Source organism: Actinomadura rayongensis, assembly GCF_009831215.1.
Lineage (GTDB): Bacteria > Actinomycetota > Actinomycetes > Streptosporangiales > Streptosporangiaceae > Spirillospora > Spirillospora rayongensis.
Genome location: NZ_WUTW01000005.1, coordinates 1 through 22982, shown reverse-complemented (window position 1 = coordinate 22982; position 22982 = coordinate 1). Strand labels below are relative to the sequence as shown.

The window sequence follows — 22982 nt, the reverse complement described above, 5'->3', positions numbered from 1 at the left end:
CGCGATACGGCTTGCGGTGACAAACAGCAGAAAGTGCTTACTTGTCGCGCCCACACGCGCCGGACGCCGAACCGGGCGCGCGGTCGTCCGATAAGGGACAAAAGCCCTGATCAAGGGCAAGATTCGGGGCCCGGAAAATGTCAGAGGCGGCTCGTAGAGTGACGGGCATGACGAACGAGACGACCGAGCTGGACGAACTCCTCGACGCGCTGGCCGTGCACCGGGGCCTCCTGCGCCGGACGGTCCGCGACATCACCGACGAGCAGGCCGTCCTGCGCCCCACGGCCAGCGAACTGAGCCTCGGCGGGATCATCAAGCACGTCGCCAACACCGAGGAGAGATGGGTCCGCTTCGTCGTCGCGGGGCCGGACGCGCTGGAGGCCTCCGCCGCCTGGGCCGACGACTTCCGGCTCCTGGACGGCGAGACGCTGGCGGGCGAGCTGGCCCGCTACGACGAGGTGGCCGCCGAAACCGAGAAGGTCTTCCGCTCCCTGCCGGACCTCGGCGCGTCCCAGCCGCTGCCGCAGGCGCCGTGGTTCCCGCCGAACGCCCGCCGCTCGGCCCGCCGGGTCCTCGTCCACCTGGTGGCCGAGACGTCCCAGCACGCGGGCCACGCCGACATCATCCGCGAGTCGATCGACGGAGCGAAGACCATGGGCTGACCCGCACACCCTCCCCGGGCACGGCCGCGCACCGGTTCCCCGCCGGCGCCCGGTGGTGTGACCTTCTACGGCCATGGCCGCGCGGCGGTTCCTCGCCAGGGCTCGGCAGTGTCACCTCCCTGGGCATGAGCGTGCGGCGGATCTTTTCGGCGCTCGAAGGTGTCGCCTCCTCCGGGCAGGGGCGCTCGACGTCCCCGTCGGGACGGTCATGAGCCAGCTGTCCGCGGCACGCGCCGCCCTCGTCCGCTCGATGCCCGAAAGGGGGACTCGGATCATGACCGACGCATCGTTCACCTGAGCCTCGACGAACTCGTCGCCATGGCGGGCCGTCCCGACGAGACCCGGCCCGAGCCGTCCCACCTGGAACATCGCGCGGACTGCCGCGCCGAGCTGGACCAGTGGCGGAGCGTCGCGCGGTCCGGGGACGGCGCGTTCCAGGGGGGCCGGAAGGTGCGTCCGCCGGCCGCGCGGCGGACGTCCGGCGGAGGGTGAGCCCCCGGCCGGATTCGAACCGGCGACCTGCTGTTTACAAGACAGCTGCTCTGGCCGACTGAGCTACAGGGGCGCGGCCGGGGGTGCGTAGTACCCGGCAGCCCCACAATACCGTCGCCCGGCCCGACGCGCGCGAGCGTGACGAGCGGCGCGAAGCCGGGAACACCGGTGCGGGACGGTCATAGGGTGGCGGATGTGAGCGTGCGGGACGAGACCGAGCGCGTCCTGCGGGCGTGGGACGCGTTCGAGCGGGCCTCCGGCGGCGAGCCGGTGATCGACTTCGACTGCCGGCCGGGGGAGCGGGCGGCGCCGCTGGACCGGGCCGAGGTCCGGCGGCGGCTGCGAGCACTGCGGGCCGACGCCGAGGGCGAAGTCGCCGAGCGCATCGACGCCGACCTCGCCTACCTCGACGCGCTGCACGGCGAACGGCCGCCGCTGGACGCCTACGTCCGCGCGACGCAGGGCTGCGTCGCCCACGGCTGGGACGACGACCGCCTCGACGCCGTGCGGCGGCAGGCCGAGAGCGCGCTGGAGAAGGTCGGCGTCGCGTGGGGCCCGGCCGCGCACCGGGAGCTGCGCGCGCTGGAGGAACCGCTGGACGTCCTGGCCGCCCCCGGCGCGATCCGCGACGCCGTCGCCGAGCTGGAGCCGCTCGTCCGCGCCGCGACCGGGAGCACCGCCGACTACCGGCTGAGCATCGAGGCCGTCGCCGTCGACGCGTACTGGGCGTACTGGCTCGACGGCGCGGGCCGCGACGTCCGGCTGCGGCTCAACCTGCCGCAGGTCGAGTTCACCCGCGTCGGCGCGCGGCAGTTCGCGCTGCACGAGGTGCTCGGCCACGGGCTGCAGAGCGCGAGCCTGTCCGAGCGGGCCGGGACCGAGGACGTCCCGTGGGTGCGCCTGCTGTCGGTGCACGCGCTGTACCAGGTGACGCTGGAGGGCCTGGCGCAGGCGTGGCCGCTGTTCCTGCTGCCGGACGACGCGCCGCTCGTCGCCCGCGTCCGGTTCGATCATTATGTGCAGCTCGTCAGGGCCAGGGCGCATGTGCAGGTCAATTCAGGAATGTCCATTGACGACGTCGCCGACGGCATGCGCGCCCGCCTCCCCTGGTGGGACGGAAAAGCCGGACGAAACGTCATTCGCGACCGTCGCGACAATCCGCAGCTTCGCTCCTACCTTTGGGTGTATCCGGCGGGAATGGAATGGTTCGCCCACCTGGCCGAAGCGAACGAAGAGAGCCGGAACAACGTCCTGAAAGCCGCCTACCAGCGCCCTCTCACGCCGCGTGCGCTGCGCACGCTCTGGCCCGGCGGCCCGGACATCGGCGGCACCCCCGCGCCATGATTCGGTCACCCGGGCGCGGTGGTTTCGGCGCGCCCGGGACAGGGCGCGTGTGCGGACCGTGGCGCATAGGGTTCATCGGCGGAGGCCGGAAAAGAACGCATTTCGTCCCGCTTGGTCCCGGTACCGACGCGACGAGTTGACCTTGCCGTGGCCTCTTTTTCTCCCATTCTCGTGAACCGGCCGCTATCCCCCATCATTCTTTGATCTCATAGTGACGTCATCGCTACACAGTGTCATCACGAGGTTGGAGGGTCGGATGGTCTGGGACTCGCGGCCACCGGAGCGCCGGAGCGGCGGCCGGGCGGTCCGGCAACGGCCGGGGACGCGGTTCGCCGCCATGGCGGACGACGAGCGGTTCCGGGCGTTGCGGCGCAGGTACCGCCGTCACGCCCTGACGATCGTCGGGACGTTCCTCGGCTGGTACCTGCTCTACGTGCTGCTGTCGGCGTTCGCCCGCGGCTTCATGGCGGGCAAGGTGGTCGGGGACGTCAACGTCGCGCTCGTCCTCGGCATCCTCCAGTTCGTCTCGACGTTCGCGCTGGCCTGGTGGTACACCGCCTACGCGCGCCGCGCTCTGGACCCGCTGGCCGCCGAGCTGCGCCGCGAGGCCGAGTCCGCCGACGTCGCGCCGCTCGGCGTCGACCCCGGCGACCGGCGGGTGGCGCCGCGCGGCGGACGGCACGCCAAGGGCCGCGAGCCCGCCGCCGGCCTGGCCCGCCGGCCCGTCCCGGACGGGATCCCCGAGCAGCGCGCCCGCCGCACCGCGCCCGACCAGCAGCGCGCCCGCGACGGCGGCTGGACCGGCCCGATCCGCACCGACCCGGGGTGGCTCCGATGATCGCGGCGGCGGCCGGGCCGATGAGCGGACGCGCCCTGACGTTCCTGATGTTCCTGGCGTTCATCGGCATCACCCTCGGCATCACCCTGTGGGCGCGCGCCAACACCCGCGGCGCGACGGACTTCTACGCGGGCGGACGCGTCTTCTCCGGCCCGCAGAACGGCATCGCGCTCGCGGGCGACTACATGTCGGCGGCGTCGTTCCTCGGCATCGCGGGCCTGATCGCGCTGTCCGGTTATGACGGGTTCCTGTACTCCGTCGGCTTCCTCGTGGCGTGGCTGCTGACGCTGCTGCTGGTCGAGCTGATGCGCAACGCGGGCCGGTTCACGATGGCGGACGTGCTCGCCTACCGGATGCGGCAGCCGCCCGTCCGGACGGCGGCGGCGATCTCCACCGTCACCGTGTCGGTGTTCTACCTGCTGGCGCAGATGGTCGGCGCGGGCGCGCTCGTGTCGCTGCTGCTCGGCATCCGGCCCGGCGAGACGTTCCTCGGCATGTCCGCGGGCACCGCGCAGGTCATGACGATCATCGTGGTCGGCGCGCTGATGATCTTCTACGTGATGTTCGGCGGGATGAAGGCCACCACCTGGGTGCAGATCATCAAGGCGGTGCTGCTGCTCGGCGGCGCGGCCGTGCTGAGCCTGCTCGTCCTCGCCCGGTTCGGGTTCGACCCGTCCACGCTGCTCGGCTCGGCGGCGCACAGCAGCGGGCACGGCGACGCGTTCCTGCGGCCCGGCCTGAAGTACGCGCAGGACGTTCCGGGCGATCCCGGGCAGACGATCGTCAACAAGCTCGACCTGATCAGCCTCGCGCTCGCGCTGATCCTCGGGACGGCCGGGCTGCCGCACATCGTCACGCGGTTCTTCACCGTCCCGGACGCGCGGGCGGCGCGCACGTCCGTCAACTGGGCGATCGGCCTGGTCGGCGTCTTCTACCTGATGACGATCGCGCTCGGCTTCGGCGCGACCGCGCTGGTCGGGCACGACGCGATCGTCGCGCAGGACCCGGCGGGCAACACCGCCGCGCCGCAGCTCGCCCGGGCCATCGGCCAGCACTTCTGGGGCGACCTCGGCGGCGACCTGCTGCTCGCGTTCATCGCGGCGGTCGCGTTCGCGACGATCCTCGCGGTCGTGTCGGGGCTGGTGCTGGCGTCGTCCACGTCCCTGGCGCACGACTTCTTCGGGCACGTGCTGATGCTCGGACGGCCGCGCGAGTCGCAGGAGGTCGCGGTCGCCCGGTTCGCCGCGCTCGTGATCGGGACGCTCGCGATCGTCCTCGCGGTGATCGCCAAGAACCTCAACGTGGCGTTCCTCGTCGCGCTGGCGTTCGCGATGGCCGCGGCGGCGAACCTGCCCGCGATCACGCTGTCGCTGTTCTGGCGGCGGTTCAACACGCGCGGCGTCGTCGCCGGGATCTACGGCGGGCTGGTCAGCTCGCTGGTGCTCGTGTTCTTCTCGCCGGTCGTGTCCGGGAAGATCGACCCGGTGACGGGCGCGAGCCAGTCCCTGTTCCCCGCCGGGGTGGACTTCCACATCTTCCCGATGGAGAACCCGGGCCTGGTGTCCATTCCGTTCGGGTTCCTGTGCGCCGTCCTCGGGACGCTGCTCAGCGACGAGGAGCCGGACGAGGAACGCCACGACGACCTGTCCGTCCGGGCCCTGACGGGAGCCGGATCGGTCTGACGCGCGTCCCCCTCCCCGGCCCGGCCGCGCGGAGGGGGGTCGCTCCCGCCGGGACGCAACTGCAAGAATGCCCCGTGCCCGCCGTGGGTGGCTCCCGCGGAAACGCGGCCGGGGGAGGAGGTGCGGCGGTGGACCAGGCGCGTCGTCGCCGGACGCCGGCCCGTGTCACCGGCGCGCTGACCGCGCTGGCGCTGGCCGCCGCCGTCGCCGTCCCGGTCGGGCTGTGGCCGGGCGGCGGGACGGGCGCGTCCCGCTCCATCGAGGGCGCCGCCGGGAAGGCGCTGCTGCGGACCCCCACCGACCAGATCCGCGCCCGCGAATGGCACCTCACGACGATCCGCGCGGCCCGCGCCTGGCGGTACGCGCGCGGCGCGGGCGTGACGGTCGCCGTCCTGGACACCGGCGTGGACGGCCGCCATCCCGACCTCGCCGGACGCGTCCTCAGCGGCCCGGACCTGACGGGCGGCAAACGCCGTCCCGGCAGCCGCTACTGGGGCCAGCACGGGACGTCGATGGCCAGCATCATCGCCGGCCACGGCAACGGCGCGGACGGACGGCGCGGCGTCATCGGCGTCGCCCCGCTCAGCAAGATCCTCTCGATCCGGGTGACGTGGGAGAACGACGACCCGGTGCGCCGCGCGGGCCGCTCCGGCCTCAGCCGCGACACCGTCGCCCAGGGCATCCGGTACGCGGTGGACCACGGCGCGCAGGTCGTGAACATGTCGCTCGGCGGCGGGCAGCTCTACGGCAACGGCAGCCGGGCCGAGGAGAGCGCGATCAAGTACGCGCTGAGCCGGAACGTGGTGCTGATCGCGTCCGCCGGGAACGACGGCGCGACGGGCAACCGCCGCAACTTCCCCGCGGCCTACCCCGGCGTGATCGCCGTCGGCGCGCTGGACCAGCACGGACGCCTCTGGAAGGACAGCAACCACCGTCCCTACGTCGGAGTCTGCGCCCCCGGAGTGGAGATCGTCAGCGCGGGCCCCGGCAGCGGCTACGTGGTCGGCAGCGGGACGAGCCCGTCCTCGGCGATCGTCGCCGGGGTGGCGGCACTGATCCGCTCGCGCTACCCGAGCCTCACCCCGCCCAAGATCAAGCAAGCCCTTGTGGAGGGCTCCCCCGCCCGCCCCGGCCAGCCAACGGGCTCGCCGACCTGCGCAGGCCCCCTGGACGCGTCCCGCGCCCTCAAGGCCGCAGGCGAACTGAACCGAGCCTCCGGCGGCAAGGTCGCCACACCCCCACCGACGACGTCCCCAACGTCCGCGAAGCCCACAACCTCCGCCGCCTCATCCCCCCTGCTCCGCGCCATCCTCGTGGGCGGCGGAGTGCTCGTCCTGATCGGCCTGGTGCTCGGCTGGCGAGGCCGCCGCCGCCCAGAAACAGTTCCCCCCACCCCGCCCCACCACCCAATGCCCCAAGACCCCGCCGAACAAACCCCCCACCCCACCACCCCGCGCACCCCCGCCACCTCAGGCGAAGCGGCCACGCCACACAAACCCACCCCACCAACACCCCGCAGCTCCACCGCACCGCGCGACCCTTTCAAGCCGCACGACCCCGTCTCCTCACACGAGGCACCCGTGCCACCTGAACTGACTCACCCGGGCGCCGAGCCCACGCCGCGCGAGTCCACTACGCCGCCGTATGGGCCTGCCACACCGCACGAACCTGCCGCCCCGGCCGAGGCGGCTCTGCCGCACGAACCGACCCAGCCGGGCGCTCCGCTCGGGCCGCGCGAGTCCGCTGCGCCGGGCGCACCGCCCATGCCGCGCGGCTCTGCCGCCCCGCACGGACCTTTCGCGGCGCGCGAGCCTGTTGTGTCGGATGAGACGGCTGCGCCGCGCGAACCGGCCTCACCGGGCGTCCCGCCCGAGCCGCCCGGCCTTTCCACGCCGTCCGGGCGGGGCGCGCCTCCTGGGCTGCGCGGTTCTGTCGCACCACCGGGGCCTTTCGCGCCGCGCGACCCCCTCGCTTCCGGTGAAGCGGCTGTGCCGCATGAAGCCGCCCCGCCGGGAGTCCCGCCCGCGCCATCCGGGCGTGCTGCGCCGGACGTCCAGCCCCCGCCGCGCGGTTCTACCGCGCAGGGCGAGTCCGTCGCCTCGCATGAGGCGGCTCTGCCGCATGAACCGACTCAACCGGGCGTCCGGCCCGCGCCGCGCGGACCTGCTGCGCCGCGCAATCCTTCCGCGCCGCGCGAGGCGGCACCTCCCGCGCCGCGTGAGCCTGCCGCGCCGGGCGTTCCGCCCGCGTCGGGGTCTGGCGCGCCGCACGGGGCAGGTGTGCCGGGCGAGTTGTTCGCGTCGCGTGGGCCTGTTGCGCCGGGGGACGGTGAGAAGGCGCCGGTCGATGTGACCTTCGAGGCGTCCGGGGCGCGTAGTGAGGACGACGACGAGTACACCGGGCCCGTCTTCGATGACGACGAGTGGGAGCGGTTCCGGCAGCGGGCGTTGCGTGAGCCGTTCTTGGCGGACGACGAGGACGAGCCCGCCGAGCGTCCGGTTCCGGCCACGCCGCCGGAGGAGCCGCCGGGCGCGTCCGTCCCGAGGGACGCCGACCAGGACGACGAGTACCGCCCACCCTGGTGGTGATACGTCCTGCGGCGTAGCGCGGATGCCTCCGCCGGGGGGACGCGGTGCGCGGTGGCAGGGCGGAACGATCGGATCGTCCACCGAAGAGAAGGGACGATCCATGTTCACCACTGTGCTCGCCCACGGGCCCTGGAACGACTCCGGCGGCCCGCACGCCTTCTGGCCGCTGTTCCCGCTGCTGTGGGCGCTCGTGCTGGGCGGCGGGTTCGTGCTCGTCCGGCGGCGCATGACGGCCCGGCCGGCGACCGCGCAGGACCCGACGCGGAACGCTCGCGCGCTGCTCGCCGACCGTTTCGCTCGCGGGGAGATCGACGAGGACGAGTACCACGCCCGGCTGGCCGTCCTGCGGTACGACGCCTGAGCCGGGCGCCAGCCCGGCTCGGCGCGTCCCGGCTCGGCGCGTCCCGGCTCGGCGCGTCCCGGCTCGGCGCGTCCCGGCTCGGCGCGTCCCGGCTCGGCGCGTCCCGGCTCGGATGGCGAGGCTCGGACCGACGTAGCCCGGCCCGGCCCGGCGCGGCTCGGCGCGGCCCGGTGAGGCCCCGCGCGGCATGGCGCAGAGCAGCGGCGGGGTGGCACGGGGGCGGCACGGCGTAGTGCGGGGCGGCGGCTCGACGTGGCGCGGGTGGCGCGGCTCGGCACCGCTCGGCGCGTCCCGGCTTGGCGCAGCCCGGGGTGGCCCGGCACAGCGCGGTAGGGCAAAGCGCGGCGCGGGGTGGCGCGGGTGGCGAGGCATGGCGCAGAGCGGTACGGCGCGGCACGCGCGGGTGGCGCGGGGCAGAGCAGTACGGCGCGGCGCGGGGGCACGGAGTGGCCCGGGCGGCGTGGGGTGGTGCGGCGTGGTGTGGAGGGTGTTGTGCGGGAGGTGGGCGGGTTAGTCGGCGGATACCTCGGCTGCTGCGAAGATGCGGTCCACGCGGTCGGCCTCGGTGGGGTAGCGGGCGGCGGTTTCGGCGAAGCGGGTGAGGAGGCGGGCGAACTCGGCGCGTTCGGCGGGGGTCCAGCCGTCCATCAGTTCGTCCAGGTAGGCGCGGCGGAAGCGTTCGGCGACCCGCTTGACGCGTTCGCCGGCCTCGGTCAGGCCCAGGTTGGCGCGGCGGGCGTCCAGGGGGGACGGGCGACGGGAGATCAGGCCCGCGTCTATGGCGTGGCCGACGAGCCGGGACGCGGTGGACGGGTCGATCTCCAGGCGGTCCGCGACGGCCCCGACCGTGACCTCGCCCTCGGGTCGCTGCTCGGCGCAGAACGCGGTCAGCGCGGCCACGGCCTGGACGACCATCAGGTTCGAGATCTGCAGCGGACGGCCGCCGGGGCCGTCGGCGGTCTGGGCGCGGATGCGGCGCATCAGGTCCGGTTTGAACCAGACGCGGCGCAGGTGGAACAGGGCGAGCGAGACGTCGGCGAGCACGGGGTCGGACAGCTCGTCCGGCTCGTTCTGCGGCGCCATGTGCGGGTCTCCCGTCCAGCGTGCGTCACGGTACGGATGCACCGTGCACACTTTAACGCGGCGGACCGGTCCCGAGTTTCCGTCCGTCGCCCGTGTGTACCGCGAACGTCGGGTGCGTGTCGTCCCGGACGCGTACGATGGCACCGGCCGAACCCGGACAGCCCGGGATTAGTGACCACAGAGGGGACCGGGGGCGTTCCCCGACAGGACGGCAGCATGAACGACGGCTCAGCCCTGGACCCGATCGATCCTGAGCTGGAGAACGACGACGACGTCTTCCCGGCCGACCTCCTCTCCGAGCGCGACCGCCAGATCCTCGCGTTCGAGCGCCGCTGGTGGAAGTACGCGGGCGCGAAAGAGCAGGCCATCCGCGAACTCTTCGACATGTCCTCGACGCGGTATTACCAGCTCCTCAACCTCCTCATCGACCGTCCGGAGGCGATGGAGCACGACCCGATGCTGGTCAAGCGCCTGCGCCGGACGCGGTCGCAGCGGCAGCGGCAGCGCGCCGCGCGGCGGCTCGGCATCCGTCCGTGACGTGGGGGAGACTGGGGGGATGACTTCCGTCACGTCCGTCGGCGCGGACGGTCTCGACGCGCTGCGCTCCCACCCCTCCACCGCCGTCCTCGGGCTGGACTTCGACGGCACCCTCGCCCCGATCGTCGACGATCCGGCGGCGGCCCGCGCGCAGCCGGGCGCGGCCGACGCCCTCGCCCGGCTCGCGTCCCGGCTCGGCGGCGTGGCGGTGATCACCGGCCGGCCGGCGGGCTTCGTGGTGGAACAAGGCGGTTTCGGGGGGATCGACGGGCTGGTCGTCCTCGGGCAGTACGGCCGGGAGCGGTGGGAGTCGGGGACGCTGACCGTCCCCGAGCCGCCGCCCGGCGTCGCCGAGGCCCGCGCGAAGATCCCCGGCGTCCTGGCCGCGTCCGGCGCGCCGCCCGAGGTGTTCGTGGAGGACAAGGGGCTCGCGCTGGCCGTCCACACGCGGCGCTGCGCGGAGCCGCAGGTCGCGCTGGACCGGCTGCGCAGCCTGCTGGCCGCGCTCGCCGAGCGGACGGGCCTCGCCGTCGAGCCGGGACGGTTCGTGCTGGAGCTGCGTCCGCCGGGCATGGACAAGGGCGCGGCGCTGCGCGGCTTCCTCGCCGAGCGCGGCGACCCGTCGGCGGTGCTGTTCGCGGGCGACGACCTCGGCGACCTCGCGGCGTTCGACGCGCTGGACGAGCTGCGCGACGCGGGCGTCCCGGTCGTCAAGGTGTGCAGCGGGTCGGCGGAGGTCACCGAACTCGCGGCCCGCGCGGACGTCGTGGTGGACGGCCCGCCCGGCGTCGTCGCGTTCCTGGACGCCCTGCTGCCCTGACGGGCGCTGACAAACCCCGCGCGGCGGACTGTCGCTCCCCGCGCGTGTTCCGGCCCGCCCCTGGACGCGCCGCCGCCGTGCGCCACAATGTCGTCCGGTCCCGAGGTGACGCGCGCGTGAAGGGAAGGCGAACGGTGGACGAGCGACCGGCGACCCCCGGCGCACCGCTGGGGTTCCGCGAGACGAGCGGTGTCGAGGTGCGGATCGTCGCGCCGGGCGACCATCGGGGCGGCGGGCGCCGCACCGGGTTCGCCGCCGTGGCGGTCGCGGTGCTCGCGGTCCTCGGGGTGGTCGCGTTCGTGTTCCTGCCCGGCCGGGGCGACGACGCGCCGCCCGCCGCGACGGGCGCAGACCTGGACGCCGCGTTCGCCGACGCGGGCCGTCCGGTGGACGTGAGCACGGCGGACGGGTCGCGCTACCGGGTCGCGGCGGTGACCGGCGGGGCGTCCGGATCGTCCGCGTACATCGAGTACGTGCTGGCGAACCCGTCGCCGACCGCGAAGGCGCTGCTCGACTTCCCCGCCGATCTGTTCCTGACGAACGACCTGCTGGCCGCGCGGGACCGGGGCCGCTGCATGTGGCAGGCGGGCGTCCCGGACGCGATGTGCACCCCGCCCACCCGGAGCGAGGTCGTGCGCGGCCTGGCCGGCGGCGCGCTGCTGCCCGGGGACGGCGACGACCGCTATCTCCCGCCCGCGTCGGCGTTCCTCGTGCGGACGACCGTCCAGATCCCGGTGCGGTCGACCGTCCGGCGCGCCGACCTGCGGCTCTACCTGTGGAAAAAGCTGTACGTCGACGACCAGTACGCCCGGCTCGCGCCCTTTCCGAGGTGACGAAGGGCGCCGCGCGCGGGGCGCGGCGCCCTCTGAGTGATCATTCGGCCGCGGGGTCGTCGGCGAGGATGCCGTAGACGCGGCGGCGGGCGTCGTTGACGACGTCCAGCGCCCGCGCCTTCTGCTCCTCGCTGCCGACCGCCATGACCTGGTGCAGCGCTCCCATGAGCTGGCCGACGGCCTCCCGGCCGCGCAGCGCGTTCTCGCCGGCGGCGGCGGTGACCTCGTCCCAGGGGGCGGCGGTCTGCGCGTCGGCCTCGGCGCGGCCCGTCTCGGTGAGGGAGAAGAGGCGCTTGCCGCCCTGCTCCGTCCCGGTGATGAGGCCCTCGTCCTCCAGCATCTGGAGCGTCGGGTAGACCGAGCCGGGGCTCGGGCGCCAGACGCCGCCGGTGCGGGAGTCGAGCTCCTGGATCATCTCGTAGCCGTGCATCGGACGCTCGGCGAGCAGCGCGAGCAGGGCGGCGCGGACGTTGCCGCGCCGGGTGCGCCGGCCGCGACCGCCGCGTCCCCGGCCGCCGGGTCCGCCGGGGCCGAAGCCCGGGCCGAACGCCGGTCCCCAGCCGAAGGGGTCGCGGCGGCGCCGGCTCTCATGGTCCTGAAAGTGGTGGTTTCCACGCATCGTGGTTCTCCTTATCGTTGGACGATGCTTAACGATATATCGGTGAACACTCGCGATGCAACTGGCATTCCCGAGCACGACGACCAGGCGATCGGCCGCCGGGCCGGTCGCCTGAGGTGAACGCGCAGGTCAGGGTGCGGTGAGGTGGAGGGAGTCCAGGATCGTGGTCGTCAGCTTGCGGGCGTCGGTCTCCTTGACGCGCACCCACGCGCCGAACCGTCCGCTCCGGTCGCGCAGGCCGACCTCGGTGACCGTCGGCGTCCCCGCACGGCAGCCGGTGAACCGGGTGATCGTGCCGGTGAGCGCCTTGTCGGGCGACGTGTAGCGCTCCGGCGCGCCCTGCGTGCACTGCGGGTGCTTGGCCGCGCCGGACGGCGGGAGCTTGCCGTTCGCGACGTCCGTCGTCAGCCCGACGAAGACGCCCGGGCCCCGGCCGTCGCCGAGGAACGCCGCGAGGCTCGGCGTCGCGCGCAGCACCGGACGCGGCGTCGCGTCGGCCAGCCCGACCGACGACGGCGTCCAGGTCGGCTCGGCGGCCTTCGGCCACGCCTTCGGCGCGGCGAACCGGATGTGCCCGGACGCATCGCCGAGCTGGACGAAGTCGGCGGGCAGCACGGGCTTGTCCGCCTTCTTGTCGCCCCCGGAGAACAGCTTCCCGAGCAGCAGCCCGCCGACCAGCGCGACCACGAGAACGACCGCCCCGACCGCCAGCATCGTGACGTTCTTCCGCGACGCCCCCCGCGGCTGCGGCGCCCCGTCCGGCCCGCCCTGCGGCGCCCCGCCGGGCCCGCCCTGCGGCGCCCCGCCCGGTCCGCCCTGCGGCGCCCCGCCCGGCCGGTACGGCTGCGGCCCGGCCCCGCCCGGTGGCGGCGGCCCCGGCTGCGGACGCGGCGGCGGCATCGGGGGCGGCGGCAGAGCGGGCAGCGCGAGCGTCCGGTCCTCGCCGCCCGGCGCGCGCGACGGACGGTCCACGACGGTCGGCTCGCTCTCGTCCGGCGCGAGCGGTTCGTACGGGTCGTGCCGTCCCGCCGGGACGGGCCGAGGCCCCGACGAGCGCGGATGATCCCGCACCGTCACGTCCGGATCGACGCTCCGTCCGCCACCGGACGCATCACCGGACCGACCGGACGGCGGAAAATCACCAGGCCCCGCGGCCCCCGGACCCGGCGCCGTACCGGCCCCCGGACCAGCGGGCATACGAGACGGCGCACCGGCGGACGGCCCGCCAGGCACCTCGCCGGGAGCACCGGGCGGCGCCCCGACGGGCGGGCCGCCAGGAGCGCCGGGCGTCGCGCCGCCGGGCGGACCGGCGGCTGGGCCACCAGGCGCGCCGGACGGCGTCCCGGCAGGTCGCCCGGCAGGCGCGCCGTCAGACGCGCCGACCGGCGGGCCGGATGGCGCGCCGACGCGTGGCCCCGCGGGCGCCCCGCCGGGCGCACCGGCAGGCGAGCCGCCGGGTGGGCCGGCAGGCGCGTTGACATGTGGCCCGGCGGGCGGGCCGGCAGGTGGTCCTGCGGGCGGCCCGGCAGTCGGGCCGCCGGGCGCGCCGGTGGGCGGGTCGGCGGGGACGTTGGCGCGTGGCCCGGCGGGCGGGCCGAGCGGCGCGCCGCCGGGCGGCGCGGCGGGGGCGCCGGACGGTGGGCCGGGGTGCGCGCCGCCGGGTGGGCCGGTCAGTGAGGTGGGGAGGGACGCGCGTAGGGCGGCCACCGCTTCGGCGAACGCCTGGGCCGTCGGGTGGCGGCGGTCGCGTTCGGCGGACAGGGCGCGCAGGATCACCTCGTCCACCTCGGGAGGCACGCCTTCGCGCAGCTCGCCGGGACGGCGGCGCACGGGCGCGGGGCCCGGGGGGCGGCCCGCGAGCATGTGGTAGGTCAGCGCGCCGAGCCCGTACACGTCGGCGCGCACGTCCAGCCCGCCGCCGAACCGCGCCTGCTCCGGCGACATGTACCCGGGCGTCCCGACGGGCAGCGTGAACGCCCCGGACGCGTGCGCGAGCGCCTTCGCCAGCCCGAGGTCGGCGATGAGCAGCTTCTCCCCGCCGCCGCGCGCCGACTGGAACAGCACGTTGGACGGCTTCAGGTCCCGGTGGATGACGCCCAGCGCGTTGATCACCTCGACGCCGTACGCGATCTCCTCCGCGAGCGCCAGAGCCTCGGCGATCGGCAGCGGACGGTCGCGCATCCGGTCCCCGAGCGTCCCCCGGTCGGCGTACGGCATGACGAAGTAGGGCCGCCGGTCCGGCAGCTCGCCGATGTCGTGGACGCGCACGAGCCGGTCGGAGTCGGCGCGGCGCAGGATCCGGGCCTCTTCGAGGAACCGGCTGCGGACGTCGAGGTCGTCCACGAGGCTGCCGGACAGGACCTTGATGGCGACCTGGGAGTCGAGGACGTCGTCGTGCCCGAGCCACACCGACGCGAACGCCCCGGATCCGAGGACGCGCTCGATGCGGAAACGACCGACGGCAGGTGGGATGGACACTCCCGTATCATGCCCAACAAACGGGGTGTGTGCGCGAACGAGCATTGAGGCTGCGGCGATGGCATTCGACGAAAGGACCGAGCAACTGGCGGTGCAGGCCGCCCAGGGAGACCAGGGAGCACTGAACGAACTGCTGCGCAGGATCGAACCCGACGTCCTGCGGCACAGCGCCCGCTTCCTGCCCTGCCGGCAGGACGCCGAGGAAGCCTGCCAGGACGCGTTGCTGCAGGTCGCGCGGAACATCCACCGCTTCGAGGGACGGTCGCGGTTCAGCACGTGGCTGCATGTCGTCGTCGCGAACTCGGCGCGGTCGACGTACCGGTCGCTGAAGCGCCGTTCGGTGGAGCAGGCGGGCGAGCTGCCCCAGCAGCGCCCCGACCCGCGCCGGACGAGCGTCATCGCGGGGTCCCGCGTCGACATCCTCGACGCCATGGAGGACCTGGAGGCCCGCAAGCCGGACCTGATCCAGGCGCTGGTGCTGCGGGACGTGTCGCAGCTGGAGTACGCGGAGATCGCCGAGCAGCTCCAGCTGCCGCTGGGCACGGTGAAGTCCCGCATCCACGAGGCGCGCAAGCAGGTGCGCCTCACACTGGGAGAGTCCTATACCTGACCGGTGACGAAAGTCAGTCCAGCGCGGCGAGCTGGGCGGCGAGCCAGGCGCGCGGCGGGAGGGCCGTCGCGCGCTCGGCGAGCCGGGCGCAGCGCGCGGCGCGGACGTCGGCGGGCATCAGCAGCGCCTGGTGCAGCGCGGCGGCGGTCTGCGAGACGTCGAACGGGTTGACGGTCAGCGCGTCCTCGCCGAGGTCGGCCGCCGCCCCCGCCTCCCGGGACAGGACGAGCGTGCACCCGTCCCGCGACACGACCGGCCCCTCCTTGGCGACGAGGTTCATCCCGTCCCGGACGGGATTGACCAGCAGGACGTCCGCCAGCGCGTACGCGGCGAGCGACCGCGGATAGTCGTCGTTGACCTCCACGATCAGCGGTTCCCAGTCGGCCGTACCGAACTCGGCCCGAATGTCGGCGGCCGTCCGCAGCACGGCGTCGGTGTACGCGCGGTAGACCGCCAGATCGGTACGGGACGGGTAGGCGAACACCAGATGCGTCACCCGGCCGTGCCACTCGGGATGGTCGGTCAGCAGCTCGCGGTACGCGGCGAGCCCGCGCACGATGTTCTTGGACAACTCCGTCCGGTCGATCCGGACGATGAGCCGCCGGTCCCCGACCCGGTCGCGCAAAGAGGTCTCCCGCGCGAGGACGTCCGGGGAAGAGGCGCGCGAGCGCAGCGCGGGACCGTCCACCCCGAGCCCGTGCACCCCGACGTGCGTGACATGACCCGCGTACCGGACGGTCCGCGCCGCGTGATCGACCCGCGCCCCCGGCAGCAGCTCGCAGCACGCGAGGAACGCCGACGCCCACCGCTCGGCGAGGAACCCCGCGTGGTCCGCGCCGAGCACCCCGGCGAGCAGTTCCGCGCCGAGGTCGTCGGGCAGCAGCCGGAAGTAGTCCGGCGGCGCCCACGGCGTGTGGGAGAAGTGGGCGATCCGCAGGTCCGGACGCCGTTCGCGCAGCATCGCCGGGGCCAGCGCGAGGTGGTAGTCCTGCACGGCGACCTTGGCGCCGGGCGCGGCGTCCCGGGCGAGCGCGTCGGCGAACGCCGCGTTGTAGGCCTCGTAGGACTGCCGGTCCCGGCGGGCGCGCGCGTCGAAGCACGGCTCGCCCGGCAGGTCGTACAGCATGTGGTGGACGAACCACAGGGTCGAGTTGGCCATGCCGTTGTAGGCGCGCTCGAACGTCGCGGCCGGGATGTCGAGCATCCGGACGGCCGCGTCCCCGGTGTCGTGCCCGGCCTGGTCGATGCGCCCGTCGGGGGACTTGCGCGCGGCCGTCCGGTCCGCCTCCGACAGCGCCGCGCACACCCACAGCACCTCGCCCGCGCCGGCCAGCGCGGACACCAGGCCGCCGCCCCCGCGACGCGGGACGAGCGTCCCGTCGTCGGCCGTGGAGAACGACACGGGTCCGCGGTTCGACGCCACCAGCACTCGGCTCATGGAGATCAGCATCGCAGTCGGGCGCGGCCGGACGCCACGCGCCCCGGCGCGGGTTCCGGCGAAAAACGAGAGGGTGATCATGAGGCGCCGGGGGTACGGTCGAGACGGTTCCGGCATCGCCGGACGAACCCCCGGCCTGCCCGCATCGGGCAGACCATGTAAAATCACGCAGACAACCGAATATCGCTCATCCAGAGGGGTGGAGGGACCGGCCCGTAGAAGCCCCGGCAACCACTCGGCTCGACAGCGCTCGCGATCCTGCGAGGCCGGCCGGGAGATGGTGCCAACTCCGGCCTGCGACCAAGGTGGCGCAGGGAAGATGGGGAGAAAGGCCTCGCTCATGGCGCCCACGCCTGTCAACGACCTCACGCCCGCCGGCAACCTCGGCCCGGCGACCGCGCTCGTCTGCCGCGAATGCGGCCACCGCCGCGAACTCGGCGCGTTCTACGCGTGTGAGGAGTGTTTCGGCCCGCTGGAGATCGAATACGACTTCGGCGGGCTCACCCGGGCCGACATCGAGTCGGGCCCGGCCAACATCTGGCGCTACCGGGGGCTGCTGCCCGTCCCGGAGAACGTCGCCGACACGCCCAACACCGAGCCGGGCCTGACCCGCCTCGTCCGCGCCGACAACCTCGCCGAGGCGCTCGGCCTGCAGCGGCTCTGGGTGAAGGACGACAGCGGCAACCCGACCCACTCGTTCAAGGACCGCGTCGTCGCGGTCGCGCTCGCCGCCGCCCGCGAGCTGGGCTTCAAGGTGCTCGCCTGCCCGTCCACCGGCAACCTGGCCAACGCGGTCGCCGCCGCCGCCGCGCGCGCCGGGATCCGCAGCGCGGTGTTCGTGCCGTCGAACCTGGAGCAGCAGAAGATCATCACGACGGCCGTGTACGGCGGCACGTTCGTCACCGTCGACGGCAACTACGACGACGTCAACCGCCTCGCCTCGGAGATCGCGGGCGAGCAGGACGACTGGGCGTTCGTGAACGTCAACGTCCGCCCGTACTACGCCGAGGGCTCCAAGACGCTCGGCTACGAGATCGCCGAGCAGCTCGGCTGGCGGCTGCCGGACCAGATCGTCGTGCCGGTGGCGTCCGGGTCCCAGCTCACCAAGATCGACAAGGCGTTCCAGGAGCTGATCAAGCTCGGGTTCGTCGAGGACAGGCCCTACCGCGTGTTCGGCGCGCAGGCCGAGGGCTGCGGGCCGGTGTCCGCCGCGTTCAAGGCCGGGCACGACGTCGTCCGCCCGGTCAAGCCGGACACGATCGCCAAGTCGCTCGCGATCGGCAACCCGGCCGACGGCCCCTACGTCCTGGACGTCGTGCGCCGCACCGGCGGGGCCGTCGAGGACGTCACCGACGCGCAGGTCGTGGACGGCATCCGCCTCCTCGCCCGCACCGAGGGCATCTTCGGCGAGACGGCGGGCGGCGTCACGGTCGGCGTCCTGAAGAAGCTCATCGACGACGGCACGCTCGACCCGTCCGCCGAGACCGTGATCATCAACTCCGGCGACGGGCTGAAGACCCTGGACGCGGTGTCCCCGGTCGTCGCGCCGTCGGCGAACATCGCCCCGTCCCTGGCGGCCTTCCGCGCCGCCGGCCTCGCCTGAACCCCAACGAGCCGACCTGGGAGGTCAGCATGAGCACCGTGTCTGTGCGGATTCCGACGATCCTGCGGACCTACACCGGCGGCGAGTCCGAGGTGAAGGCCGAGGGCGCCACGCTCCGCGCGGTCATCGCCGACCTGGAGGCGAGCCACACCGGCATCGCCGCGCGGATCCTGGACGACAACGGCAAGATCCGCCGGTTCGTCAACGTGTACGTCGGGGACGAGGACGTCCGGTTCGCCGACGGCCTCGACACCCCCACCCCGGCGGGCGCGCAGGTCTCGATCATCCCGGCCGTCGCGGGCGGCTGAGCACGAGTGCGACAGGCGCGGTCCCCGGTCGCGGGGGCCGCGCCTTCCGTCTGCGGTGACGGCTTCATGGCGGTCCGGTAAAGGCTGACCGCCGCCCGGTGTGCGGACCGTTCCAGCCGGGAACGTCCGGCGTGCCCGCCCATCGGGGCTGGTGGGCGACCCCCTGGCTTGCACTCGGCAGGGCAGAGTGCTAAACAGTGATTGGCACTCTGCTGTGGAGAGTGACAGCCCACAGCGTGGGTCGGGGCGATGAGGCCACGATCCGGCGGCGGAATGGCAGCCGTCCGGGGTGGCCGTCCGTCGCGGGCGTCGTCTCGATCCGTCTCATGGCCACCTGTTCCGGGAGGACTGGAGCCCTATGGCTGCAAAGCAGATCGCGTTCGACGAAGAGGCCCGCCGCGGTCTTGAGCGCGGCATGAACCAGCTCGCCGACGCCGTGAAGGTGACCCTCGGTCCCAAGGGCCGCAACGTCGTGCTGGAGAAGAAGTGGGGCGCCCCCACCATCACCAACGACGGTGTGTCGATCGCCAAGGAGATCGAGCTCGAGGACCCGTGGGAAAAGATCGGGGCCGAGCTGGTCAAGGAAGTCGCGAAGAAGACCGACGACGTCGCCGGTGACGGGACCACGACCGCGACCGTTCTCGCCCAGGCGCTGGTACGCGAGGGCCTGCGCAACGTCGCCGCCGGCGCCAACCCGATGTCGCTGAAGCGCGGCATCGAGGCCGCCGTCGAGCGCGTCAGCGAGGAGCTGCACAAGCTCGCCAAGGACGTGGAGACCAAGGAGCAGATCGCCTCCACCGCGTCCATCTCCGCCGGCGACCCGCAGATCGGCGAGATGATCGCCGAGGCGATGGACAAGGTCGGCAAGGAAGGCGTCATCACCGTCGAGGAGAGCAACACCTTCGGGCTGGAGCTGGAGCTCACCGAGGGCATGCGCTTCGACAAGGGGTACATCTCCCACTACTTCGTGACCGACCCGGAGCGGATGGAGGCGACCCTCGAGGACCCCTACATCCTGATCGTCCAGGGCAAGGCGTCGGCCAACAAGGACCTGCTGCCGGTCCTGGAGTCGGTCATGCAGTCCGGCAAGCCGCTGCTGATCATCGCCGAGGACGTCGAGGCCGAGGCGCTGGCGACCCTGGTCGTCAACAAGATCCGCGGCATCTTCAAGTCCGTCGCCGTCAAGGCCCCGGGCTTCGGCGACCGCCGCAAGGCCATGCTCGGCGACATCGCCGTCCTGACCGGCGGCCAGGTCATCTCCGAGGACATCGGCCTCAAGCTGGAGAACACCACGCTCGACCAGCTCGGCCGCGCCCGCAAGGTCGTCGTGTCCAAGGACGAGACCACCATCGTGGACGGCGCCGGCGACGCCAACGAGATCGCGGGCCGCGTCAACCAGATCCGCACCGAGATCGACGCGACCGACTCCGACTACGACCGCGAGAAGCTCCAGGAGCGCCTCGCCAAGCTGGCCGGCGGCGTCGCCGTCATCAAGGCCGGCGCGGCGACCGAGGTCGAGCTGAAGGAGCGCAAGCACCGCATCGAGGACGCCGTCCGCAACGCGAAGGCCGCGGTCGAGGAGGGCATCGTCCCCGGCGGCGGTGTCGCGCTGCTGCAGGCGGGCACCAAGGCGTTCGACAAGCTGGAGCTGTCGGGCGACGAGGCGACCGGCGCGGCCATCGTCCGGCGCGCGCTGGAGGAGCCGCTCAAGCAGATCGCCGTCAACGCCGGCCTCGAGGGCGGCGTCGTCGTGGAGAAGGTGCGCAACCTGACCCCGGGCGAGGGCCTGAACGCGGCCACCGGCGACTACGTCAACATGTTCGAGTCCGGCATCCTGGACCCGGCGAAGGTGACGCGGTCGGCGCTGCAGAACGCGTCCTCGATCGCCGCGCTGTTCCTGACCACCGAGGCGGTCATCGCCGAGAAGCCGGAGAAGAACCCGGCTCCCGCCGTCCCCGGCGGCGACGGCGGCATGGACTTCTGATCCGCTTTCGGATCGCGCGTCCCGGAGGGGCGGTTCCCGGTTGGGGACCGTCCCTCGTCGCGTTCCGGGCCGTCCGCCGGTTTGGGCGCGCGGTCCCGGCGGGCACGCTGGGCGGGTGACCGAACTCTTCACCGCTCCCTTCCTCCGGGTCGAGCAGCCCCGGCGCGGGCCCGCCGCCCGCACGCGCTACCGGGTGCTGGACGACGCCGGGACCGTCCTCGCCGTCGCCGCCGAGACCGGGGAACGCTCCCGCGCCGAGACGCTGAAGACCGTGTTCCCCGGCAAGTCCGGCATCGACGCCCGCGCCGTGCTCCTGACCGACCCGGACGGCTCCCCGCTCCTCGTCGTCGACAAGGCCGCCGGGCGCACGCTGATCACGTTGCGCGCACCGGACGGCGCCGTCCTCGGCACCTACACCGCCCACCACGCCGGCCGCAAGTTCGCGCTGCGCGACGCCGAGGACCGTCCGGTCGGCGGGCTCGACGGCGACCTTGCTCGGCGCAACTTCACCGTGACCGACCCGTCCGGGGCCACCGCCGGGACGATCCGCAAGCGCTTCGCCGGGGTCGCCACCCACCTGCTGACCACCGCCGACAAGTACGTCGTCACGATCGGCGCGGACGTCGCCGAGCCGCTGCGGACGTTCGTCGTCGCGGGCGCCATCGCCATGGACCTCGCACTGCACGAGGCCAAGGAGGTGACGTGACCGGCGGTCTGCGCCGCGCCCGCGCCGGGTACGTACCGGGCATGCGGGCGACGCGGGAACGGACCGACGGGCGGGAGATCTCCCCGACCGTCCCGACCATCGCCCACGGCCTGCTCGCGCTGCTCTGGACGTGCTCGACGTTCGGCGGCTGGGGCGAGACGGCCTACTGCGGCGACGGGCCCGACCGGGACCTGGCGTGTTCGGACGGGTTCGCGGTCGCCGTCCTGCTCTCGGTGCCCTTCGCCGCCGCCGCGACGGTCGCGGCGTTCGCCGCCTGGACGTCGCCGGAGCTGCGCCGCCACCCGACCCGGCTGGCCCTGCGGCTCACCGGCGCGGCGTCCGGCTGGATCGTCGCGGAGGGGATTCTGTTCCTCGCCGGGCTGGTCGTCCGCTAGGCCCGTCCGTTGGCGCGCAGCAGCCCGACGGCCGTGACGGTCGTGTACCCGCGCCAGTCGAGCGCGGCGGCGGGCGAGTAGCTGGCGAAGTCGGTGACCCAGCCGCCGTCGTCCTGCCGGCCCGCCGCGAGCCGGTCGAGGTCGGCGTCGACGACGTCCGCCGCGAACAGGTCCCGGGCAGGGCGGCCGGGGAACGGCGCGAAGTCGAGGGGGCGCAGCGTCTCGTCCGGGAGGCCGCCCACGACGGGGAGGAGACCGTCCGGTGGGACGAACTGTGCGAGTTTCCTGATCCGGTTCGCGTCGCCGAGCCGGTCCAGGAGCCGGACGGCGAACGAGAGGACGAGCGCGTGCGGCTGTTCCCCGAGCGCGTCGATCGCCCGCAGGCAGTAGCGCGTGGCGCGGTCGAGCCAGGGATGCCCGGCCAGCGCCGGGATCCGGTGCGCGTGCGTCGCGACGATCGCCGTGATCTGGAGGGACGAGACGTCTGGGTCGGCCTCGACCCAGAACGGCGCGCACGCCGTCGGGTCGGCGACGGGCAGCGCGAACGGAAGGCCGCCGTCGTCGCGGGTGACGGTGGCGAGCCAGTCGGCGAGCGCGCGGGCGTCCGGCGCGGCGAGGTCGCCGGGCAGCTCGGCGAGGACCTCGAACGCGTGGAACGCGGCGGCGGGCTGGCTCTCGGCGGCCCGCAGGTCGGGTTCGAGGCCGCGTCCGTAGCCGCCGTCGGGGTTGCGGTAGCCGTTCAGCGCTGCAAGAACGGCCTGTGGATCGGCGTCGCCCGTCAGCGCGTCGAAGCGCAGCCGGTCGAGGAGGCGGGCATGGGCGGTCATGAAGCGCGCGACGGCGGTCAGGTCGATGGACATGCGTCCAGCATCCGGGGCCGGCGTGCCCCGGGTCTTGCAGGATTCGGACGTCTTGCCGTCCCGGTTGCCGCGACGTGACCTCGGCCACGCCGGTCCCGCCGGGAACCTCGCGGCGCACCGGCGGCGTTGAACGGTGTGAGTCCGGGACGCCGCCGGGTGTCCTCGAACGGACAGGGGTATTCGTCCTGATCAGCGGACGCCGTCGAACAGATCGTCCCTCCGCATGATCACCGCCGGATGCCGGTGCCGGGTCCCGGAACGCCGAGCCGTTCGGCTGCGGGCCGTCCCGACACGGGGATGAAGGTTCGCCGAACGGTTTGACGGCGCTGCCCCGTGGGCATACTGTTCACTTCGCCCCACGGGGACCAGGACGCCGGTACGGCGGACGGCCCGGGGGAACCACCACGGAGAACCGGCTCGGCGACTATCGCCATGCCCGGGGTTCGGTGGGGGACCGGAAAGCGGCCCGGTTTTGACAACGGGACGGGATCTGGTGAAATAGAAAGGCCACCGAGAAGGGGCCGCGAAAGCGGACTCGAATCGGTGGAATCGGAAAGGCTCGGAATTGACAGTCCGAGCGGATCTGATAAAGTACAAAACGTCGCCCCGGAGCGAGCGCCACGGAAGTGAGCGGGAGCGCGGTGGGTGTCCGTTTCTTGAGAATTCAACAGCGTGTTAAAAGCCAGTGCCTTTATACGGCCCGACATTGGTTCGGGCCGTCCCCGAGGCCGCCGCGTTCGC

General features: G+C 73.7%; 21 protein-coding genes, 1 tRNA gene and 1 riboswitch. Of the genes, 16 read left to right on the top strand and 6 right to left on the bottom strand.

Annotated elements, in window-relative coordinates; translation table 11 throughout:
* The first annotated feature begins 167 nt into the window (after positions 1–167).
* Positions 168–662: a DinB family protein gene (locus GQ466_RS21665; protein ID WP_161104846.1), complete on the top strand. Its 495-nt coding sequence runs from the start codon at positions 168–170 to the stop codon at positions 660–662.
* A gap of 318 nt (positions 663–980) precedes the next feature.
* Entirely contained in the window at positions 981–1154 is a 174-nt protein-coding gene (locus GQ466_RS21660; RefSeq protein ID WP_161104845.1) for a hypothetical protein, read from the top strand.
* Here the strand turns inward: GQ466_RS21660 and GQ466_RS21655 are convergent.
* A tRNA-Thr gene (locus GQ466_RS21655) sits at positions 1154–1227 on the bottom strand. The genes GQ466_RS21660 and GQ466_RS21655 overlap by 1 nt on opposite strands.
* A gap of 122 nt (positions 1228–1349) precedes the next feature.
* On the opposite strand from GQ466_RS21655, the gene GQ466_RS21650 reads away from it, so the two are divergent.
* The 5 genes from GQ466_RS21650 (at position 1350) to GQ466_RS21630 (ending at position 7967) form a co-directional block, all read left to right on the top strand.
* The gene (locus GQ466_RS21650) at positions 1350–2498 is read left to right on the top strand and encodes a hypothetical protein (protein ID WP_161104844.1); all 1149 of its coding nucleotides are present in this window, start codon (positions 1350–1352) and stop codon (positions 2496–2498) included.
* Positions 2499–2835: 337 nt separating this feature from the next.
* Complete coding sequence (locus tag GQ466_RS21645; protein ID WP_161104843.1) at positions 2836–3336, top strand: DUF485 domain-containing protein; 501 nt, start codon at positions 2836–2838, stop codon at positions 3334–3336.
* A complete protein-coding gene (locus tag GQ466_RS21640) occupies positions 3333–5018 on the top strand; it encodes a solute symporter family protein (RefSeq protein ID WP_237418267.1) in 1686 nt (561 codons plus the stop codon). Before GQ466_RS21645 ends, GQ466_RS21640 begins: the two co-directional genes overlap by 4 nt.
* 128 nt (positions 5019–5146) lie before the next feature.
* A complete protein-coding gene (locus GQ466_RS21635; protein ID WP_161104841.1) occupies positions 5147–7606 on the top strand; it encodes a S8 family serine peptidase in 2460 nt (819 codons plus the stop codon).
* A gap of 100 nt (positions 7607–7706) precedes the next feature.
* The gene (locus tag GQ466_RS21630; protein ID WP_161104840.1) at positions 7707–7967 is read left to right on the top strand and encodes an SHOCT domain-containing protein; all 261 of its coding nucleotides are present in this window, start codon (positions 7707–7709) and stop codon (positions 7965–7967) included.
* Positions 7968–8477: 510 nt separating this feature from the next.
* On the opposite strand, the gene GQ466_RS21625 is transcribed toward GQ466_RS21630, so the two are convergent.
* The gene (locus GQ466_RS21625) at positions 8478–9092 is read right to left on the bottom strand and encodes a MarR family winged helix-turn-helix transcriptional regulator (protein WP_337193573.1); all 615 of its coding nucleotides are present in this window, start codon (positions 9090–9092) and stop codon (positions 8478–8480) included.
* Between the two features lie 174 nt (positions 9093–9266).
* Between GQ466_RS21625 and GQ466_RS21620 the strand changes: the two genes are divergently transcribed.
* From GQ466_RS21620 to GQ466_RS21610, 3 genes are all read left to right on the top strand, one after another.
* Positions 9267–9587: a DUF3263 domain-containing protein gene (locus GQ466_RS21620; protein WP_161104839.1), complete on the top strand. Its 321-nt coding sequence runs from the start codon at positions 9267–9269 to the stop codon at positions 9585–9587.
* Between the two features lie 19 nt (positions 9588–9606).
* Complete coding sequence (gene otsB / locus GQ466_RS21615; RefSeq protein WP_161104838.1) at positions 9607–10407, top strand: trehalose-phosphatase; 801 nt, start codon at positions 9607–9609, stop codon at positions 10405–10407.
* Positions 10408–10541: 134 nt separating this feature from the next.
* Entirely contained in the window at positions 10542–11240 is a 699-nt protein-coding gene (locus tag GQ466_RS21610; RefSeq protein WP_161104837.1) for a hypothetical protein, read from the top strand.
* 40 nt (positions 11241–11280) lie between these two features.
* Here GQ466_RS21610 and GQ466_RS21605 read toward each other — a convergent pair whose 3' ends face one another.
* Positions 11281–11859 carry a PadR family transcriptional regulator gene (locus GQ466_RS21605; RefSeq protein ID WP_161104836.1) on the bottom strand — a complete coding sequence of 193 codons (579 nt, stop codon included), beginning with the start codon at positions 11857–11859 and terminating at the stop codon, positions 11281–11283.
* Positions 11860–11988: 129 nt separating this feature from the next.
* Positions 11989–14337, bottom strand: coding sequence for a serine/threonine-protein kinase (locus GQ466_RS31855; RefSeq protein ID WP_337193572.1), 2349 nt, complete (start codon positions 14335–14337; stop codon positions 11989–11991).
* Positions 14338–14395: 58 nt separating this feature from the next.
* Here GQ466_RS31855 and GQ466_RS21595 point away from each other — a divergent pair, with 58 nt between their 5' ends.
* On the top strand, positions 14396–14947 hold the full coding sequence (locus GQ466_RS21595) for an RNA polymerase sigma factor (RefSeq protein ID WP_103560709.1): 552 nt from the start codon (positions 14396–14398) through the stop codon (positions 14945–14947).
* A gap of 13 nt (positions 14948–14960) precedes the next feature.
* On the opposite strand, the gene GQ466_RS21590 is transcribed toward GQ466_RS21595, so the two are convergent.
* Positions 14961–16385, bottom strand: a complete 1425-nt coding sequence (locus GQ466_RS21590) for an alpha,alpha-trehalose-phosphate synthase (UDP-forming) (RefSeq protein WP_202420930.1) — start codon at positions 16383–16385, stop codon at positions 14961–14963.
* Positions 16386–16569: 184 nt separating this feature from the next.
* A riboswitch (SAM riboswitch) is annotated at positions 16570–16711 on the top strand.
* 14 nt (positions 16712–16725) lie between these two features.
* Here GQ466_RS21590 and thrC point away from each other — a divergent pair.
* The 5 genes from thrC to GQ466_RS21565 all read left to right on the top strand — a co-directional run bounded on the left by thrC (position 16726) and on the right by GQ466_RS21565 (position 21381).
* Positions 16726–17988 (top strand): threonine synthase, encoded by a 1263-nt coding sequence (thrC, locus tag GQ466_RS21585; RefSeq protein ID WP_161104835.1) that lies wholly within the window; start codon positions 16726–16728, stop codon positions 17986–17988.
* 29 nt (positions 17989–18017) lie between these two features.
* A complete protein-coding gene (locus tag GQ466_RS21580) occupies positions 18018–18296 on the top strand; it encodes a MoaD/ThiS family protein (protein ID WP_161104834.1) in 279 nt (92 codons plus the stop codon).
* Positions 18297–18654: 358 nt separating this feature from the next.
* Positions 18655–20280 carry a chaperonin GroEL gene (groL, locus tag GQ466_RS21575; protein ID WP_161104833.1) on the top strand — a complete coding sequence of 542 codons (1626 nt, stop codon included), beginning with the start codon at positions 18655–18657 and terminating at the stop codon, positions 20278–20280.
* A 115-nt stretch (positions 20281–20395) separates the two neighbouring features.
* The gene (locus GQ466_RS32920; RefSeq protein WP_161104832.1) at positions 20396–20986 is read left to right on the top strand and encodes an LURP-one-related family protein; all 591 of its coding nucleotides are present in this window, start codon (positions 20396–20398) and stop codon (positions 20984–20986) included.
* On the top strand, positions 20983–21381 hold the full coding sequence (locus tag GQ466_RS21565; RefSeq protein ID WP_161104831.1) for a hypothetical protein: 399 nt from the start codon (positions 20983–20985) through the stop codon (positions 21379–21381). The genes GQ466_RS32920 and GQ466_RS21565 overlap by 4 nt, the downstream gene beginning before the upstream one ends.
* Here GQ466_RS21565 and GQ466_RS21560 read toward each other — a convergent pair.
* Positions 21378–22241 (bottom strand): prenyltransferase/squalene oxidase repeat-containing protein, encoded by an 864-nt coding sequence (locus tag GQ466_RS21560; RefSeq protein WP_161104830.1) that lies wholly within the window; start codon positions 22239–22241, stop codon positions 21378–21380. The genes GQ466_RS21565 and GQ466_RS21560 overlap by 4 nt on opposite strands.
* Positions 22242–22982 lie beyond the last annotated feature (741 nt).

What these genes read in the sequence shown, in the direction of transcription:
- GQ466_RS21645 (WP_161104843.1), top strand. Translation starts at nt 2,836, where the DNA reads ATGGCGGACGACGAGCGGTTCCGGGCGTTGCGGCGCAGGTACCGCCGT.
- GQ466_RS21605 (WP_161104836.1), bottom strand. Translation starts at nt 11,859, where the DNA reads ATGCGTGGAAACCACCACTTTCAGGACCATGAGAGCCGGCGCCGCCGC.
- thrC (WP_161104835.1), top strand. Translation starts at nt 16,726, where the DNA reads ATGGCGCCCACGCCTGTCAACGACCTCACGCCCGCCGGCAACCTCGGC.
- GQ466_RS21640 (WP_237418267.1), top strand. Translation starts at nt 3,333, where the DNA reads ATGATCGCGGCGGCGGCCGGGCCGATGAGCGGACGCGCCCTGACGTTC.
- GQ466_RS21590 (WP_202420930.1), bottom strand. Translation starts at nt 16,385, where the DNA reads ATGAGCCGAGTGCTGGTGGCGTCGAACCGCGGACCCGTGTCGTTCTCC.
- groL (WP_161104833.1), top strand. Translation starts at nt 18,655, where the DNA reads ATGGCTGCAAAGCAGATCGCGTTCGACGAAGAGGCCCGCCGCGGTCTT.
- otsB (WP_161104838.1), top strand. Translation starts at nt 9,607, where the DNA reads ATGACTTCCGTCACGTCCGTCGGCGCGGACGGTCTCGACGCGCTGCGC.
- GQ466_RS21580 (WP_161104834.1), top strand. Translation starts at nt 18,018, where the DNA reads ATGAGCACCGTGTCTGTGCGGATTCCGACGATCCTGCGGACCTACACC.
- GQ466_RS21660 (WP_161104845.1), top strand. Translation starts at nt 981, where the DNA reads ATGGCGGGCCGTCCCGACGAGACCCGGCCCGAGCCGTCCCACCTGGAA.
- GQ466_RS21560 (WP_161104830.1), bottom strand. Translation starts at nt 22,241, where the DNA reads ATGTCCATCGACCTGACCGCCGTCGCGCGCTTCATGACCGCCCATGCC.
- GQ466_RS21665 (WP_161104846.1), top strand. Translation starts at nt 168, where the DNA reads ATGACGAACGAGACGACCGAGCTGGACGAACTCCTCGACGCGCTGGCC.
- GQ466_RS21620 (WP_161104839.1), top strand. Translation starts at nt 9,267, where the DNA reads ATGAACGACGGCTCAGCCCTGGACCCGATCGATCCTGAGCTGGAGAAC.
- GQ466_RS21595 (WP_103560709.1), top strand. Translation starts at nt 14,396, where the DNA reads ATGGCATTCGACGAAAGGACCGAGCAACTGGCGGTGCAGGCCGCCCAG.
- GQ466_RS21630 (WP_161104840.1), top strand. Translation starts at nt 7,707, where the DNA reads ATGTTCACCACTGTGCTCGCCCACGGGCCCTGGAACGACTCCGGCGGC.